Source organism: Sphingomonas sp. Leaf37, assembly GCF_920939475.1.
Lineage (GTDB): Bacteria > Pseudomonadota > Alphaproteobacteria > Sphingomonadales > Sphingomonadaceae > Sphingomonas.
Window position 1 is genome coordinate 500,372 of the sequence record NZ_CAKLAX010000001.1, and the last position, 13,177, is coordinate 513,548.

Genomic DNA, 13,177 nt, shown 5'->3' on the forward strand with positions numbered 1-13,177 from the left:
TCACGCCAGCGCCGCCCGGAAGGCCGCGAGCCCCTGGTCCAGATCGGCTATCAGATCCGCCGTATCCTCCAGCCCGATCTGCAACCGCACCAGCGGCCCGGCATAATCGCGCGGCGCGGCGGTGCGGATACGGGCCGGATCGGCGGGAATGGCGAGGCTCTCGAACCCGCCCCAGCTGTATCCGATCCCGAACAGATCCAGCCGGTCGATCAACGCCGCCCGTGCCGCCTCGTCGCCGCCGTTCAGCACGAACGAGAACAACCCGCTTGATCCCTTGAAGTCGCGCGCCCAGACGTCATGGCCGGGGCAGGAGGGCAGGGCAGGGTGCAGCACCTGCGCCACCTCCGGCCTTCCCTCCAGCCAGCGCGCGATCTCGAGCGCGCTTCGCTGGTGCTGCGCGAGGCGCACCGCCATCGTGCGGAGGCCGCGGCTGCCGAGCCAGCTGTCGTCGGGTGAGGCGACCTGTCCCAGCAGGTGGCTCATGTCGCGCAGCTTCGCGAAATGGCCGGGGGCGGCGGTGACCGAGCCGAGCATCACGTCCGAATGGCCGACGACGTATTTGGTCGCGGCGAGAATGGTCAGGTCGACGCCCTTCTCGATCGCCGGAAAGAACAGCGGCGTCGCCCAGGTGTTGTCGAGCAGCGTCACCAACCCGTGGCGCTTGGCGACGGCGACGATCGCCGGCACGTCCTGCACCTCGAAGGTCAGGCTGCCGGGGCTTTCCATGAAGATCGCCTTGGTCGCCGGCCCGATCAGTTCGGCGATCCCCGCGCCGATCAGCGGATCGTAGAAGCGGGTGGTGATGCCGAAGCGCTCGAGCAACTGCATCGCCTGACCCCGCGTCGGATCGTAGGCGCTATCGACCAGCAGCAGCTCGTCGCCCGGCGACAGGACCGACAGCAGCGCCGCCGCAATCGCCGCCACGCCGGAAGGGTAGAGGAACGTCGCCTCGGCTCCCGGTTCGAGCGATGTCAGCGCGTCGGCGAGGCTCCACTGCGTCGGCGTACCACGGCGGCCGTAATAGAGGCGGTGGTGCGTGTCCTTGCCGGCATTGGCGCGCAGATCGGCGATGCTGTCGTACAGGATCGTCGAGGCGCGCCAGACCGGCGGGTTGACGATCCCGCCGGTCCATTCCTTGCGTCGACCGGCCTGAACGACGCGGGTGGCGTCGCCCAGCTTGCGGTCGTTGTCGCTGTTATCCGTCAACGGTCTCGCGCGCTCCCATGGCCTTGGGCGTCGAGCGGTCCGCTCCCCATTCCGACCAGCTGCCGTCGTAGAGCGCGGAGTCCTTGCCCAGCAAGTGCAGACCAAACGCCAGCACCGATGCCGTGATACCCGAGCCGCAGGTGGTGACGATCGGCCGGTCGAGGTCGACCCCCGCTCCCTCGAAAGCGGCCTTCAGCTCGTCGCCGCGCTTCCACGTGCCGTCCGCGTTGAGCAGCGCATCGTAGCGCAGGTTCTTCGATCCCGGAATGTGACCGGCGTGCGTGGCTGGGCGCGGATCGGGCTCCTCGCCGGTGAAGCGGGACGGCGAGCGCGCATCGACCACCTGTTCGGCGCCGCTGTCGACGTTCGCCTTCATCTGGTCGAGCGTCCGCACGGTCTTGCTGTCCGCCCAGACGGTGAAGTGGCGGTGGCGCAGTGTTTCCTTGCCGCTCGCCGTCTCGCGCCCCTCGGCCTGCCACTTGGCCAGGCCACCGTCGAGGATCGCGACGTCATGCGCGCCGAAGGTGCGCAGCATCCACCACGCCCGTGCCGCGGTACGATGCGGCGAGTTGTCGTAAAGCACGATGCGGCTGCCATCGCCGAGGCCGAGGCTCTGCATGCGGCTGGCGAATTTCTCCGCAGTCGGCAGCATCATCGGCAGGTCGCTATCGGTGTCGCGTAATTCGCCGAGGTTCATGAACACAGCGCCGGGGATATGCGCCGCCTCATATTCGGCGGCGGCATCGCGCGGTGCCTCGCCAGGGAAGTTGGCGAAATAGGTGGCATCGACGATCCTGAGATCGCTTGCCCCGAGTTCACCGGCCAGCCATTCGGTCGTCACCAACGCGTCCATCGCACTCTCCATACATAGGCTCGTGCCGAACGACGGCACGGGTTAGTCGGGCGAACGACTGGGGAGGAGTGCCCGGATCGCCTTAATAGCCGGCATCGCCGCCGTTGTCGAGAGCTTGCAAGAAAGTTTCAGCTCGAGCGCGCGTTTCGTTGCGAGATTGCGCTGATTGCTTGCCCCACGTACTATATGGCATGCGCAGGCGCTGGTTGGTGCCAAGCTTGTCCTCGTGCCGCGCCAGAAAATCCCAATAGAGCGCGTTGAACGGACAGGCACTCTCACCGACCCGCTGCTTCACGTCATACCGGCAATGCCCGCAATAATCGCTCATCCGGTCGATGTACGCGCCGGACGAGATATAGGGTTTCGACCCCAGCAGTCCGCCATCGCCGAACTGGCTCATGCCCAGCGTATTGGGCAACTCGACCCACTCGTACGCGTCGATGTAGACTTCCAGATACCAGCGATGAACCTCCGCCGGGTCTGCCCCGATCAGCAACGCGAAGTTGCCCGTCACCATCAGCCGCTGGATATGGTGCGCGTGCGCGGTGGCGAGCGTCTGGCCGATCGATTCCTTCAGGCAATGCATGTCGGTGTCGCCGGTCCAGTACCAGCCGGGCAGCTTGCGATGGTGATCGAGGAAGTTGCGGTCGACATAGCCCGGCCCCTCGCGCCAGTAGATGCCGCGCATATACTCGCGCCAGCCGATGATCTGGCGGATATAGCCCTCGACCGAATTGAGCGGCGCGCGGCCGGCGCGATATTCCGCCTCTGCCCGGTGGCACAGGTCGATCGGATCGAGCAGGCCGGAATTTATGTACGGCGACAGGATCGAATGCCACAGGTGCCGCTCGCCGGTGAGCATCGCATCCTCGTAATCGCCGAACTGCGGCAGTGCCTTGGCCATGAAATACTCGGCCTGCTTCTCCGCATCCGCCGCGGTGACGGCATAATCGAACCCTTCCAGCGTGCCGGGATGATCGGCGAATCGCTCCGCCACCAGTGCCAGCACCTCCCGCGTAATAGCATCCGGCGCGAAGGCGTGCGGGCGCGGCATGAACAGATCGTTCTTGGCCGGCTTGCGGTTCTCCTTGTCGAAGTTCCAGCGGTCGCCGACCGGTTTCCTGCCGTCCATCAGCAGCCCGGTCTTACGCCGCATCTCGCGATAGAAGAACTCCATCACCAGCTGCTTGCGGTCGGTCGCCCAGGCGTCGAACTCCGCATGGGTGGCTAGGAAGCGATCGTCGGCGCGGATGTCGACGGGAATGCCGAATAGGGTTTCCCAGCTGTCGAGCATCGCGGCGACGCGCCATTCGCCGGCTTCGGTGACGACGATCCGGTCGGGCGCGTGACGGTCGACCGCGCGGGCGATCTCGCCGGTGAAGCTGCCGGCATTGTCGGGATCGTCGAGGCGGACGTAATCTACCTGCCACCCCGCCTCGGTCAGCGCCTGCGCATGATGCCGCATCGCCGAAAAGATATAGGCGATCTTCTGCTTGTGATGGCGGACGTAGGTCGTCTCCTCCGCCACCTCCATCATCAGCAGCACGGTCTGAGCGGGATCGGCATCGCGCAGCGACGACAGCGTCATGCTGAGCTGGTCGCCCAGAATGGGAACGAGCGTTTTCATCCGGCCTTGCGTCTCCTACATGGGCCGCATGACCCCAATGCACCTCGGCCAGTCCAGCCAATTGCCCGCGTCTCCGGAAGAGGCGGTGCTCGATTATGTTCCCAATCCGCGTGTCGGCAGCACCTATCTGGTGCGGTTCGCGGTGCCGGAATTCACCTCGCTCTGCCCCGTCACGGGCCAGCCGGACTTCGCGCATCTGGTGATCGACTATGTCCCCGGCGACACGATCGTCGAATCCAAATCGCTCAAGCTGTTCCTCGGCGCATTCCGCAACCATGCCGGATTCCATGAGGATTGCACCGTCGGCATCGGCCAACGCCTGTTCGACGAGATGCGCCCAGTTTGGCTGCGGATCGGCGGCTATTGGTATCCGCGCGGCGGCATCCCGATCGACGTGTTCTGGCAGTCGTCCGCGCCGCCCGCTGACCTTTGGCTGCCGGATCAGGGCGTTGCACCGTATCGTGGTAGAGGTTGAGGCAAATCAAGACGATGCGAAGGTTGCAGCGCAACATTCCTGCAACCTTTTGGCCATGCAAGTGTTCATATAAATGCAAGGTTGTGGCTTCGCCACAGGTGTTGCGTCAGTAGAGGAACGGGCATGGGAACGACTGCGGCAAGCGGCGACGCGATCAAGCATCTGGCGATGATCGGGAACTTCCTGCCGCGGCAATGTGGACTCGCCACGTTTACGACCGATGTCTATCAGGCGATGCGTGATCGGTTTCCCGATCTACGCGTCGACGTCTACGCCATGGATGACCATCCGGGGCGCTACGATTATCCCGCTGCCGTCGTCGGCGCGATCCCCCAGCATGAACTGTCCGGCTATCTGACGACGGCACGTACGATCGAGGCGAGCGGGGCCCAGGCGATCTGGGTACAGCACGAATACGGCATCTATGGCGGTCCTGCGGGCGAACATCTGCTGGCGCTGCTGGATCGCACCACACTGCCGGTGATCGTCACGCTCCACACCGTACTCGAGAAGCCCAACGCCGACGAGCGACGCGTCCTCGAAGGATTGTTGCGCCGCGCCGCCAAGGTCGTGGTGATGGCGGAGCGTGGCCGCGATATCCTGCGCCGCGTCTATGGCGCCAACCCCCGCCAGATCGCGATGATCCCGCATGGCGTACCCGATCGGGTGTTCGTCGATCCCGAGACGCTGAAGCCGCAATTCGGCTGGCAGGGGCGCGACGTCGTCCTCACCTTCGGACTGCTCGCTCCCAACAAGGGGATCGAGACGATGATCGAGGCCCTGCCGGCGATCGCCGAGCGGCACCCGAACCTGCTGTATGCGGTGCTCGGCGCGACGCACCCGAACCTCGTCGCTCACGAAGGGGAGGCGTATCGCGATCGGTTGAAGGCGCTGGCGACCGAACTGGGCGTCGGCGGGAACGTGGCATTCATCGATGGCTTCATCGAGCACGATGAGCTGATCGATTATCTGCAGGCCGCCGATATCTATGCGACTCCCTACCTGAATCCGGCACAGATCACTTCCGGAACGCTGTCCTATGCGGTCGGTGTGGGTAAGGCCGTGGTGTCGACGCCCTATGTTCATGCAACCGAAATCCTTGCTGACGGTCACGGCGTATTGGTCGATTTCAAGGATGTCGCCGCCTTTGCACGCGAGATCGACCGGCTGCTGTCGAGCGCGAGGGATCGCACCCGGCTGGCACAGCGCGCCTATGATCGTGGCCGCACGATGATCTGGCCCCGCCTTGCCGAGGCGACGCTGCATGAAACGGAGGTCGCCGTCGCCGCCCGCCCCAGGCGGATCGCGCAGGCATCGACGGCGGTGAAGGCGCTGAAGCCCGATTTTGCCGCGGTCGAGCGGATGAGTGATGCGACCGGAATGCTGCAGCATTCGATCTATTCGGTGCCCGACCGCCGTCACGGTTACTGCATCGACGACAATGCCCGCGCGCTGATGCTGATGAGCGCGATGGACGATCTCGATCCCGTCGAGCGCGACAAGTGGACGACGATCTATGCCTCGTTCGTGCAATATGCGTGGAATCCGGACGAGCGGCGTTTTCGCAATTTCATGAACTTCGACCGGACATGGTGCGAGGACGTGGGGTCGGAGGATTCGAACGGCCGCGCGATCTGGGCGCTTGGCGTCACCGCGCGCGATGGCAAGGATTCCAAGCACCGCGACTGGGCCCGGGCCATGTTCGACGCGACCGCCAGCCTGGGACTCGACCTCGGTAGCCTCCGCGCGCAATCCTTCGCGATGCTGGGCGCTGCGGCGATGCTGGAAGCGTCTCCGGGGCATGAGCTGGCAAAATCGATCCTCGAACGCTTCCCCGACGACCAGATCGCGTTGCTCGACACCGCGCGCCGTCCGGAATGGCAGTGGTTCGAGATCGTGCTGGCGTATGATAACGCCCGCCTGCCACAGGCACTGATCGTCGCGGGGCAGGCGTTGGGCCGCAAGGATCTGGTCGACTGCGGGCTGGAAACGCTCGACTGGATCGTTGCCAAGCAGACCTCGCCCGAGGGCCGGTTCCGCGCGGTCGGCACCGAAAGCTTCCATCGTCCCTACGCCGAACCATTGCAGTTCGACCAGCAGCCGCTGGAGGCGCAGGCGACCGTCGATGCGTGTATTGCCGCGTTCCAGGCGACCGGCGATCAACGTTGGGTGGCCGAGGCCGAACGGGCCTATGCATGGTATCTGGGGCAGAACGACCTCGATTTGCCGCTTGCCAGCCCGTTGGACGGCGGCTGTTTCGATGGCCTGATGCCGACCGGATTGAACCGCAATCAGGGCGCCGAGTCCATTTTGGCCCTGCAACTGGCCAGTTGTGCGATTCAGGGGCTTTCAAAGTCGGTCCAAGGCGTGGCAGGGACGACCCGCGTCGTCGCCTGATCCGCGGAGCAACGGCGTCGTCTGAGACACCGACCGACGAGGCTGTAGAACGCGATGGACCTGTTTACCCACCGCTTGCGGCTTCATGCCGATCCTTCCCGCGTGGTCGTCCGACCGTTCCACATCGCGTGGGGCGGCAAGGGCGGCGCCCCCAACCGGACCGAGCGCCTCGTCGGCGAAGTGCTCGAGATGTCGGGCGAGGAGGCGCGCGAGCAGCTGGAATCGGTGCTGAAGGATTTCGAGGCGCGCCACTGGCAGACCCGGCGCGTGTTCATGACCCGCTATGATGAGATCGAGGACCTGCTGGGGCTCGACGGGCGGGACATCGGCGATGAGAAGCGGCAGCTGATCGGCGCCTATTTCTGCCACGAATACAGCTATGCCGCCGCCGCGCTGATGAACCCGAGCGCGGTGCCGCACTTCGACCAGACCGGCATGCCCGAAGGATCGATGCGCATCCTGATGAGCCTCCGCTCGGTCGGCGAAGGTCATATCTCGTCGGTGGCATTCCGCGAGGGAATCATCACCGAGGGCAACGAGCTGAAGCTCGCTCCCGAGCCGCCGTTCGCCACGGCGACCGATGTGGTCGGCGAGGGCGAGGAGATGCCCGAAGGACCGGTGACCGTCTGGCGCCATCGCGATTCGACGCTGTCGGGTACGGTCATCTTCCCGATCACGCAGGCGCAATCGAAGGGGCTGGAGGATTTGCGCATCGTGCACTTCCAGCACGAGGACGGCAGCTACGAATGGATCGGCACCTACACCGCCTATAACGGGTCGGTGATCCAGTCGGAGCTGATGCGCACCCGTGATTTCCGGGCGTTCGATCTCGTGCCGATGTCCGGCTCCGCCGCGCGGAACAAGGGCATGGGCCTGTTTCCGCGCAAGGTCGGCGGACAATATATGATGATCGGCCGGCAGGACGGCGAGAACCTGTTCCTGATCAAGTCCGACAGCATCGACCATTGGGACGAAGGCGAGAAGATTCTCGCGCCGCTATACCCTTGGGAGCTGGTGCAGATCGGCAATTGCGGGCCTCCCATCGAACTGGACGAAGGCTGGCTGCTGCTGACGCATGGCGTCGGTGCGATGCGGAAATACTCGATCGGCGCGGCGTTGCTGGACAAGGACGATCCGTCGAAGGTGCTCGGCCGCACGCGCGAGCCGATTCTGGCGGCCAAGGATCAGGACCGCGAGGGTTATGTGCCGAACGTCGTCTACAGCTGCGGTGCGATCAAGCATGGCGACACGCTGTTCCTGCCGTACGGCATCGCAGACAGTTCGGTCGGGTTCGCATTCGTAAAGATCAAGGAATTGCTCGCCGCGATGGTGTGACCGCAATTGGCTCCGATACAGGTTCGGGAACGCAGCAGGAGGGGCTCGCGCCGCCCATCTCCATCACCGATCGTCCGACACGTTCCGGCGCGAGGGGATGCGCGACAGCTTGGTCAGCAACAGCGGGATGTCTTCAGTGATGTAGGTGTCGGTCGGGACGGGGAGCACGGACTGCAATGTGCGGCTCACGGTCGCCAGTCGCTCGCGATGCTGCTCGGCTGACGATGTCACGACGGGTCCCATGTTACGCATACGGCAAACCCGGCGATCGCCGGCCGGGGGGGGGGGGGCAGGGCGATCACCGGGTTCGCTATGGATAACCGACGATACGGCCCGACGTTCCCGCTGCGACGAACGGTTCACCGCGTTTTCAGGCCGTTACGGATCGCCGTGTGTAGCGATACAGCGCCGCGACCAATGCTAGGAACGCGATCGTCCCGCCGATCAGCGCCACCGGTTCGAATCCTGCTGGTGCGATCGCCAGCGGCGCATCGGAATTGGTGACGTAGACGATGATCGCGAAGGCGACTCCCCACAGGCTTTCGCCGACGATCATCCCGGTCGCCGTCAGCACGCCCATGCGTTTGGCGAACTCGACATCCGGCTTGCGCTCCGCCCAGCGGTCGTACAGCGCGCCTATGACTGCGCCGACGACCACCGGCAGCGTCACCGCCATAGGCAGATAGACACCAAGGCCGATGCCGAGCGGCGGCAGGCGCAGCTTTCCGAGGCGGCCCAGCGTTTCGTCCAGCCCGATCACCACCGCGCCGATCAACGCACCATAGCCTATCATCGCCCAGTTGAGGTCGCCGCCCAGCACACCTTTTGCCAGCGCCGAGATCAGCGCCGCCTGCGGAGCCGCGAGCGCATTCGGGCCGGCGCCGGGTGCACCCTGGAACCCCAGCGTGGTCGCGAGCAGTTCGAGCACCGGTGGCACGACGAGGCTGCCGAAGATGACGCCGAAGATCAGCGCGACCTGCTGCTTCCACGGCGTCGCGCCGACCAACTGCCCGGTCTTGAGGTCCTGCAGGTTGTCGTTCGAGATCGTTGCGACACCAAAAACGATGCCGGTGACGATCAGCGCATAGGCGACGAGGGCCTGTGTCGTATCGGGTCCCGCGCCGCGCCCGAACAGCCCGACCAGCATCAGCGATGCGGCGAGCACAGACAGGATGCCGATCCCGGACACCGGGCTGTTCGACGCACCGATCAGGCCCGCCATATAGCCGCACACCGCCGCGATCACGAGGCCGAGCACGAGCACGAACACGAGCGCGCCGAGGATCAGGACGACCGCCGATCCCTCCAGCGGTCCGCCAGCGATCACCGACCACAACAGACCGGCGATCGGGATCAGCGTCAGTAGGCTGATGCTGACGACCACGCCGATCGACAGGTCGCGTTCGCCCAGTTCCAGCACCGCACCGCCACGCTTGGCGGCGCTTGCGGCGATCGACGATCTGATACCCGCGAGCACCGGCCCGATGATCTTGAGCAGCGTCCAGATCGCCGCGACGCCGATCACGCCCGCACCGAGGAAGCGCACGTCGGTGCGGAACACGCCCCCCGCCCATGCCTCGATGCCCGTCCCGGCCGCCGCCGGCGACAGGCCGGTAAGGATCGGCAGCGCGATCCACCAGCCGATGATGACGCCGGTGAACATCGCGAGGCCTACGGACAGGCCGACGAGATGCCCTGCGCCGATCAGCGCGAACGACAGTCCGCCGGAAATACCAGTCGCGCCGGCCCCGACGCGGAAGAAATGCGCGGCCTCCGCGACGACCAGCTTCGTCTGCGTCAGTACCGCGAAACCGGCGGATACCAGTGCGTTGACGACGATCAGCCGCAGGCCCTTGCCACTTTCCGCCTCGCCCGCGCGGCTGCCTGCGCCGACCATCAACACCTCTGCGGCGGCGCGGCCTTCGGGATAGGGAAGGTCGGTGTCCACGACGAGCGCCCGGCGCAGCGGTACGGAGAACATCACACCCAAGATGCCGCCGGTCATCGTGATCCCGGCGGTGAGCAGATAGGGGAATCCCTGCCACCAGCCGATCATCACCAGCCCCGGCAGGACGAAGATGATCGCCGCAAGCGTGCCCGCCGCAGAGGCGACGGTCTGGACGATGTTGTTTTCGAGGATCGTCGCCCCCGGCAAGTAGCGCAGGATGGCCATCGAGATCACGGCCGCCGGGATCGACGTCGCGAAGGTCAGTCCGACCTTCAACCCGAGATAGACGTTCGCCGCGGTGAACAGCAACGTGATAAGCCCGCCCAGCAGGATGCCGCGAACGGTGAGTTCAGCGATGGGACGGGTTGCGATGCCGGGAGTGGTGGCCATGGGTGCGGAAGGCTCGCTGAGGAAAGATATATCGGGGTTGTGCACGTCGCATACGGATCGGGCAATGGCGATGCCGTACGCGAAACAAGCTTGCGCCGGCTCGACATCCGGCGTGGCTTTCCGCTAGGCGCCGGCCATGGATACCAATACACCATTGCGCGTCGCGCTGGCGGGGCTCGGCACCGTCGGCGGCGGCGTTATCCGCCTGCTCGATGCGAACCGCGACCTCATCACGCGCCGCGCCGGTCGTCCGATCGAAGTCGTCGCCGTGTCCGCCCGCGACCGGTCGAAGGATCGCGGGATCGATCTGACCCGCTTCGCCTGGGTCGACGATACGCGCGAGCTTGCCGGGTATGAGGGTGCGGACGTGGTGGTCGAACTGATCGGCGGATCGGATGGCCCGGCGCTAACGCTGGCGAGGGCGACGCTGGCGGCGAGCAAGGGTTTCGTCACCGCGAACAAGGCGATGCTGGCGCACCACGGGCTGGAGCTGGCGCAGGCGGCGGAAGACGCGCGCATGCCGCTGAAGTTCGAGGCGGCGGTCGCCGGCGGCATCCCAGTCATCAAGGGACTGCGCGAAGGGGCTGCGGCCAATGCGATCGGCCGGGTCTATGGCATCCTCAACGGCACCTGCAATTTCATCCTGTCGAAGATGGAAGCCGAAGGCCGCGACTTCGCCGAGGTGCTCGCGGAGGCGCAGGCACTGGGCTATGCCGAATCCGACCCGAGCTTCGATATCGACGGCGTCGATGCCGCGCACAAGCTGTCGATCCTTGCCAGCATTGCCTTCGGCACACGTCCTGCCTTCGGCGATGTCTCGGCGACCGGCGTGCGCCATATCATCGCCGCCGACATCGCCGAGGCGGCGGCGCTGGGCTACAAGGTGCGGCTGGTCGGCATCGCGGAAGAGGGGCCAGGCGGGCTGTTCCAGCGCGTCCACCCGCATCTGGTGCCGATCGACCATCCGCTGGCGCATGTCACCGGCTCGCTGAACGCGGTGGTGGCCGAGGGCAATTTCGTCGGCCGGCTGTTCTTCCAGGGCGCCGGTGCCGGTGAAGGACCGACCGCCAGCGCAGTGGTCGCCGATCTGATCGATATTGCTCGCGGTGAATATGGTCCGCCCTATGCGATGCCGGCGGCGGCGCTGGTAGCCGCGCCCAGAGCGGACAGCGGCGAGCGGCGCGGTCGCGCGTATCTGCGCTTCACGGTGCAGGACAAGGTCGGCGTGCTGGCGGAGATCGCCGCGGCGATGCGCGATGCAGGCGTGTCGATCGAAAGCCTGATCCAGCGCGGCGTGACCACCGATGGCAGCGTGATCGTCGCCATCGTGACGCACGAAGGGCCGGAACGCTCGGTCGCGCACGCGCTGGAGAAGCTGCGCGGGTCGCAGAGCCTGGCGGGCCAGCCGTTATGGATGCACATTCTGGCGTAAGGGGGGCTGGCCGGTAATCGTCCGTAGCGCCGGAGTTGCTTCGAAGCCAAATTGCAGCTGACGGGAAGCTCGAGCTTCGGGATGACGGACGGAGTGTGACGGAGGGATCGAGTCCTATCCTGCTCTGCTAGCGCTTCGCCGCGCCCACTCCATTTTCGGCGTCAACCGGCGGCGGCACTGCCACCGGCGCTGGATCGTCCAGTACGATCGGTATGCGGTTGGACTTGTCCACCTTGGCCGCGAACGCGCCCTTCACGCCTTTCGCCGCGTCGCGAACCAGCGACAGCGGGTTGGTCGCATCGCTGCCTTCGCAACAATCGCTGTTCGGGTTCACCAGCTTCTGGATCACGCGGACCAGCATCGTCGGCGGGCCAAGAATGTTGACGCCGACCTGACACCCGCCTTGCCGCGCGGCGCACGGCGTGGCTTGCAACGCCAGCGCATTGGCTGCCGACAGGTCGCGATTGGCCCCGCGGCCAACCGCGGGGCCGTCGAAATCGTTCTGGTCCCGCTTCCCGCATACGACGATTTCGCCCGCCTTTTGGCGCGTGGGGCACGACATGATCGACCAGCGCTGGCTACCGTCGGCGCGGGTCTCCACGGGTAGGAGCGCCGGCTCCGGCGCCGGGGGGAGTGGCACGGCGGCGGCCTGCAGGGCGATGGCGAGCAGGATCATGGTGCGAGCGGTCGCGCCGTCGCGCCGGTCAGGCCGGACCTGCTGCTGACCGTCACGCCCGTCATGCCGCCATGGACGAGGAAGGGGCTGAGCTCCTTCACCGGATTGGTGCGGGCAAGCAGCCGGTCGCGCTCCACCGGCACGGGTTCGCGTCGCGGATCGCCCGGGTCATGCTCGACGAGCGGGACGCGAAAGCGGTCGGCCCGGCGTCGGCCGCAAACGGTGATGTCGGTCGCGTCGGGATTGGCCTGACACCGTTCGCCGCCGATCACCGCACGCGATCTGGCGAGCAGCTCGCCGGCGTCCTCCGGCGCGAGCATCATCAATAACGCGAGTGCAATCATGGGGCCGAACTCCAACGGCCTGCGATGCCGTCAGTGTCTGCCGGAACACCGCGAAAATCAAGCAGCGATCGGCGCGACCCCCAGCCGGGGAATATCGATCGCGGGACATCGGTCCATTACCACCTGCAAGCCCGCCGCTTCCGCGCGGGCGGCGGCGGCCTGATCGATCACGCCCAATTGCATCCACACCGCTTTGGCACCGATCGCGATCGCCTGATCGACCACCTCGCCCGCTGCATCCGAGCGGCGGAAGACGTCGACGATGTCGATCGCATCGCCGAGCTGGTCGAGGTCGCGAAAGACGAATTCGCCGTGAACGTGTTCGCCGGTGATCTGCGGATTGACCGGGATGACGCGATAGCCGTGCCGCTGGAGCGTCGCCATCACGCCATATGAGGGGCGGTCGGGCCGGTCGGATGCGCCGACGAGCGCGATCGTGCGTGCGCCCTCCAGCAGCGCCTTGATATCGGCATCGTCGGTCAGCGGCATATCCG

12 protein-coding genes are annotated in these 13,177 nt (G+C 65.8%); 4 read left to right on the forward strand and 8 right to left on the reverse strand.

The genetic code is table 11. From position 1 onward, the window contains the following. From metC to LRA87_RS02145, 3 genes are all read right to left on the reverse strand, one after another. Positions 1–1,206, reverse strand: a complete 1,206-nt coding sequence (metC, locus tag LRA87_RS02135; protein ID WP_230628754.1) for a cystathionine beta-lyase — start codon at positions 1,204–1,206, stop codon at positions 1–3. Continuing rightward, a complete protein-coding gene (gene sseA / locus LRA87_RS02140) occupies positions 1,196–2,059 on the reverse strand; it encodes a 3-mercaptopyruvate sulfurtransferase (RefSeq protein ID WP_230628755.1) in 864 nt (287 codons plus the stop codon). Before sseA ends, metC begins: the two co-directional genes overlap by 11 nt. 82 nt (positions 2,060–2,141) lie before the next feature. Then, complete coding sequence (locus LRA87_RS02145) at positions 2,142–3,686, reverse strand: cryptochrome/photolyase family protein (RefSeq protein WP_230628756.1); 1,545 nt, start codon at positions 3,684–3,686, stop codon at positions 2,142–2,144. 28 nt (positions 3,687–3,714) lie between these two features. Here LRA87_RS02145 and queF point away from each other — a divergent pair, with 28 nt between their 5' ends. The 3 genes from queF to LRA87_RS02160 all read left to right on the forward strand — a co-directional run bounded on the left by queF (position 3,715) and on the right by LRA87_RS02160 (position 7,893). Continuing rightward, positions 3,715–4,161 carry a preQ(1) synthase gene (queF, locus tag LRA87_RS02150; protein WP_230628757.1) on the forward strand — a complete coding sequence of 149 codons (447 nt, stop codon included), beginning with the start codon at positions 3,715–3,717 and terminating at the stop codon, positions 4,159–4,161. Positions 4,162–4,284: 123 nt separating this feature from the next. After that, on the forward strand, positions 4,285–6,558 hold the full coding sequence (locus LRA87_RS02155) for a glycosyltransferase family 4 protein (RefSeq protein ID WP_230628758.1): 2,274 nt from the start codon (positions 4,285–4,287) through the stop codon (positions 6,556–6,558). A 54-nt stretch (positions 6,559–6,612) separates the two neighbouring features. Then, complete coding sequence (locus tag LRA87_RS02160) at positions 6,613–7,893, forward strand: glycoside hydrolase family 130 protein (protein ID WP_230628759.1); 1,281 nt, start codon at positions 6,613–6,615, stop codon at positions 7,891–7,893. 63 nt (positions 7,894–7,956) lie between these two features. On the opposite strand, the gene LRA87_RS02165 is transcribed toward LRA87_RS02160, so the two are convergent. Both LRA87_RS02165 and LRA87_RS02170 read right to left on the reverse strand, forming a co-directional pair. Continuing rightward, positions 7,957–8,124 (reverse strand): hypothetical protein, encoded by a 168-nt coding sequence (locus tag LRA87_RS02165; RefSeq protein WP_230628760.1) that lies wholly within the window; start codon positions 8,122–8,124, stop codon positions 7,957–7,959. A gap of 139 nt (positions 8,125–8,263) precedes the next feature. Beyond that, on the reverse strand, positions 8,264–10,231 hold the full coding sequence (locus LRA87_RS02170) for an OPT family oligopeptide transporter (RefSeq protein WP_230628761.1): 1,968 nt from the start codon (positions 10,229–10,231) through the stop codon (positions 8,264–8,266). 136 nt (positions 10,232–10,367) lie between these two features. Here LRA87_RS02170 and LRA87_RS02175 point away from each other — a divergent pair, with 136 nt between their 5' ends. Further along, positions 10,368–11,663, forward strand: a complete 1,296-nt coding sequence (locus LRA87_RS02175; RefSeq protein WP_230628762.1) for a homoserine dehydrogenase — start codon at positions 10,368–10,370, stop codon at positions 11,661–11,663. A 127-nt stretch (positions 11,664–11,790) separates the two neighbouring features. On the opposite strand, the gene LRA87_RS02180 is transcribed toward LRA87_RS02175, so the two are convergent. From LRA87_RS02180 to LRA87_RS02190, 3 genes are read right to left on the reverse strand one after another with little or no spacing between them, the layout of a single operon-like run. Next, positions 11,791–12,339, reverse strand: coding sequence for a hypothetical protein (locus LRA87_RS02180; protein WP_230628763.1), 549 nt, complete (start codon positions 12,337–12,339; stop codon positions 11,791–11,793). Further along, entirely contained in the window at positions 12,336–12,683 is a 348-nt protein-coding gene (locus LRA87_RS02185) for a hypothetical protein (protein WP_230628764.1), read from the reverse strand. Before LRA87_RS02185 ends, LRA87_RS02180 begins: the two co-directional genes overlap by 4 nt. 57 nt (positions 12,684–12,740) lie before the next feature. Continuing rightward, positions 12,741–13,172 (reverse strand): CoA-binding protein, encoded by a 432-nt coding sequence (locus tag LRA87_RS02190; RefSeq protein WP_230628765.1) that lies wholly within the window; start codon positions 13,170–13,172, stop codon positions 12,741–12,743. Positions 13,173–13,177: the final 5 nt, after the last annotated feature.

Bases quoted from the DNA above. Each gene is read 5' to 3' on its own strand.
- LRA87_RS02190 (WP_230628765.1), bottom strand. From the start codon at position 13,172: ATGCCGCTGACCGACGATGCCGATATCAAGGCGCTGCTGGAGGGCGCA.
- LRA87_RS02155 (WP_230628758.1), top strand. From the start codon at position 4,285: ATGGGAACGACTGCGGCAAGCGGCGACGCGATCAAGCATCTGGCGATG.
- LRA87_RS02185 (WP_230628764.1), bottom strand. From the start codon at position 12,683: ATGATTGCACTCGCGTTATTGATGATGCTCGCGCCGGAGGACGCCGGC.
- LRA87_RS02175 (WP_230628762.1), top strand. From the start codon at position 10,368: ATGGATACCAATACACCATTGCGCGTCGCGCTGGCGGGGCTCGGCACC.
- queF (WP_230628757.1), top strand. From the start codon at position 3,715: ATGACCCCAATGCACCTCGGCCAGTCCAGCCAATTGCCCGCGTCTCCG.
- LRA87_RS02160 (WP_230628759.1), top strand. From the start codon at position 6,613: ATGGACCTGTTTACCCACCGCTTGCGGCTTCATGCCGATCCTTCCCGC.
- LRA87_RS02145 (WP_230628756.1), bottom strand. From the start codon at position 3,686: ATGAAAACGCTCGTTCCCATTCTGGGCGACCAGCTCAGCATGACGCTG.
- LRA87_RS02180 (WP_230628763.1), bottom strand. From the start codon at position 12,339: ATGATCCTGCTCGCCATCGCCCTGCAGGCCGCCGCCGTGCCACTCCCC.
- LRA87_RS02170 (WP_230628761.1), bottom strand. From the start codon at position 10,231: ATGGCCACCACTCCCGGCATCGCAACCCGTCCCATCGCTGAACTCACC.
- sseA (WP_230628755.1), bottom strand. From the start codon at position 2,059: ATGGACGCGTTGGTGACGACCGAATGGCTGGCCGGTGAACTCGGGGCA.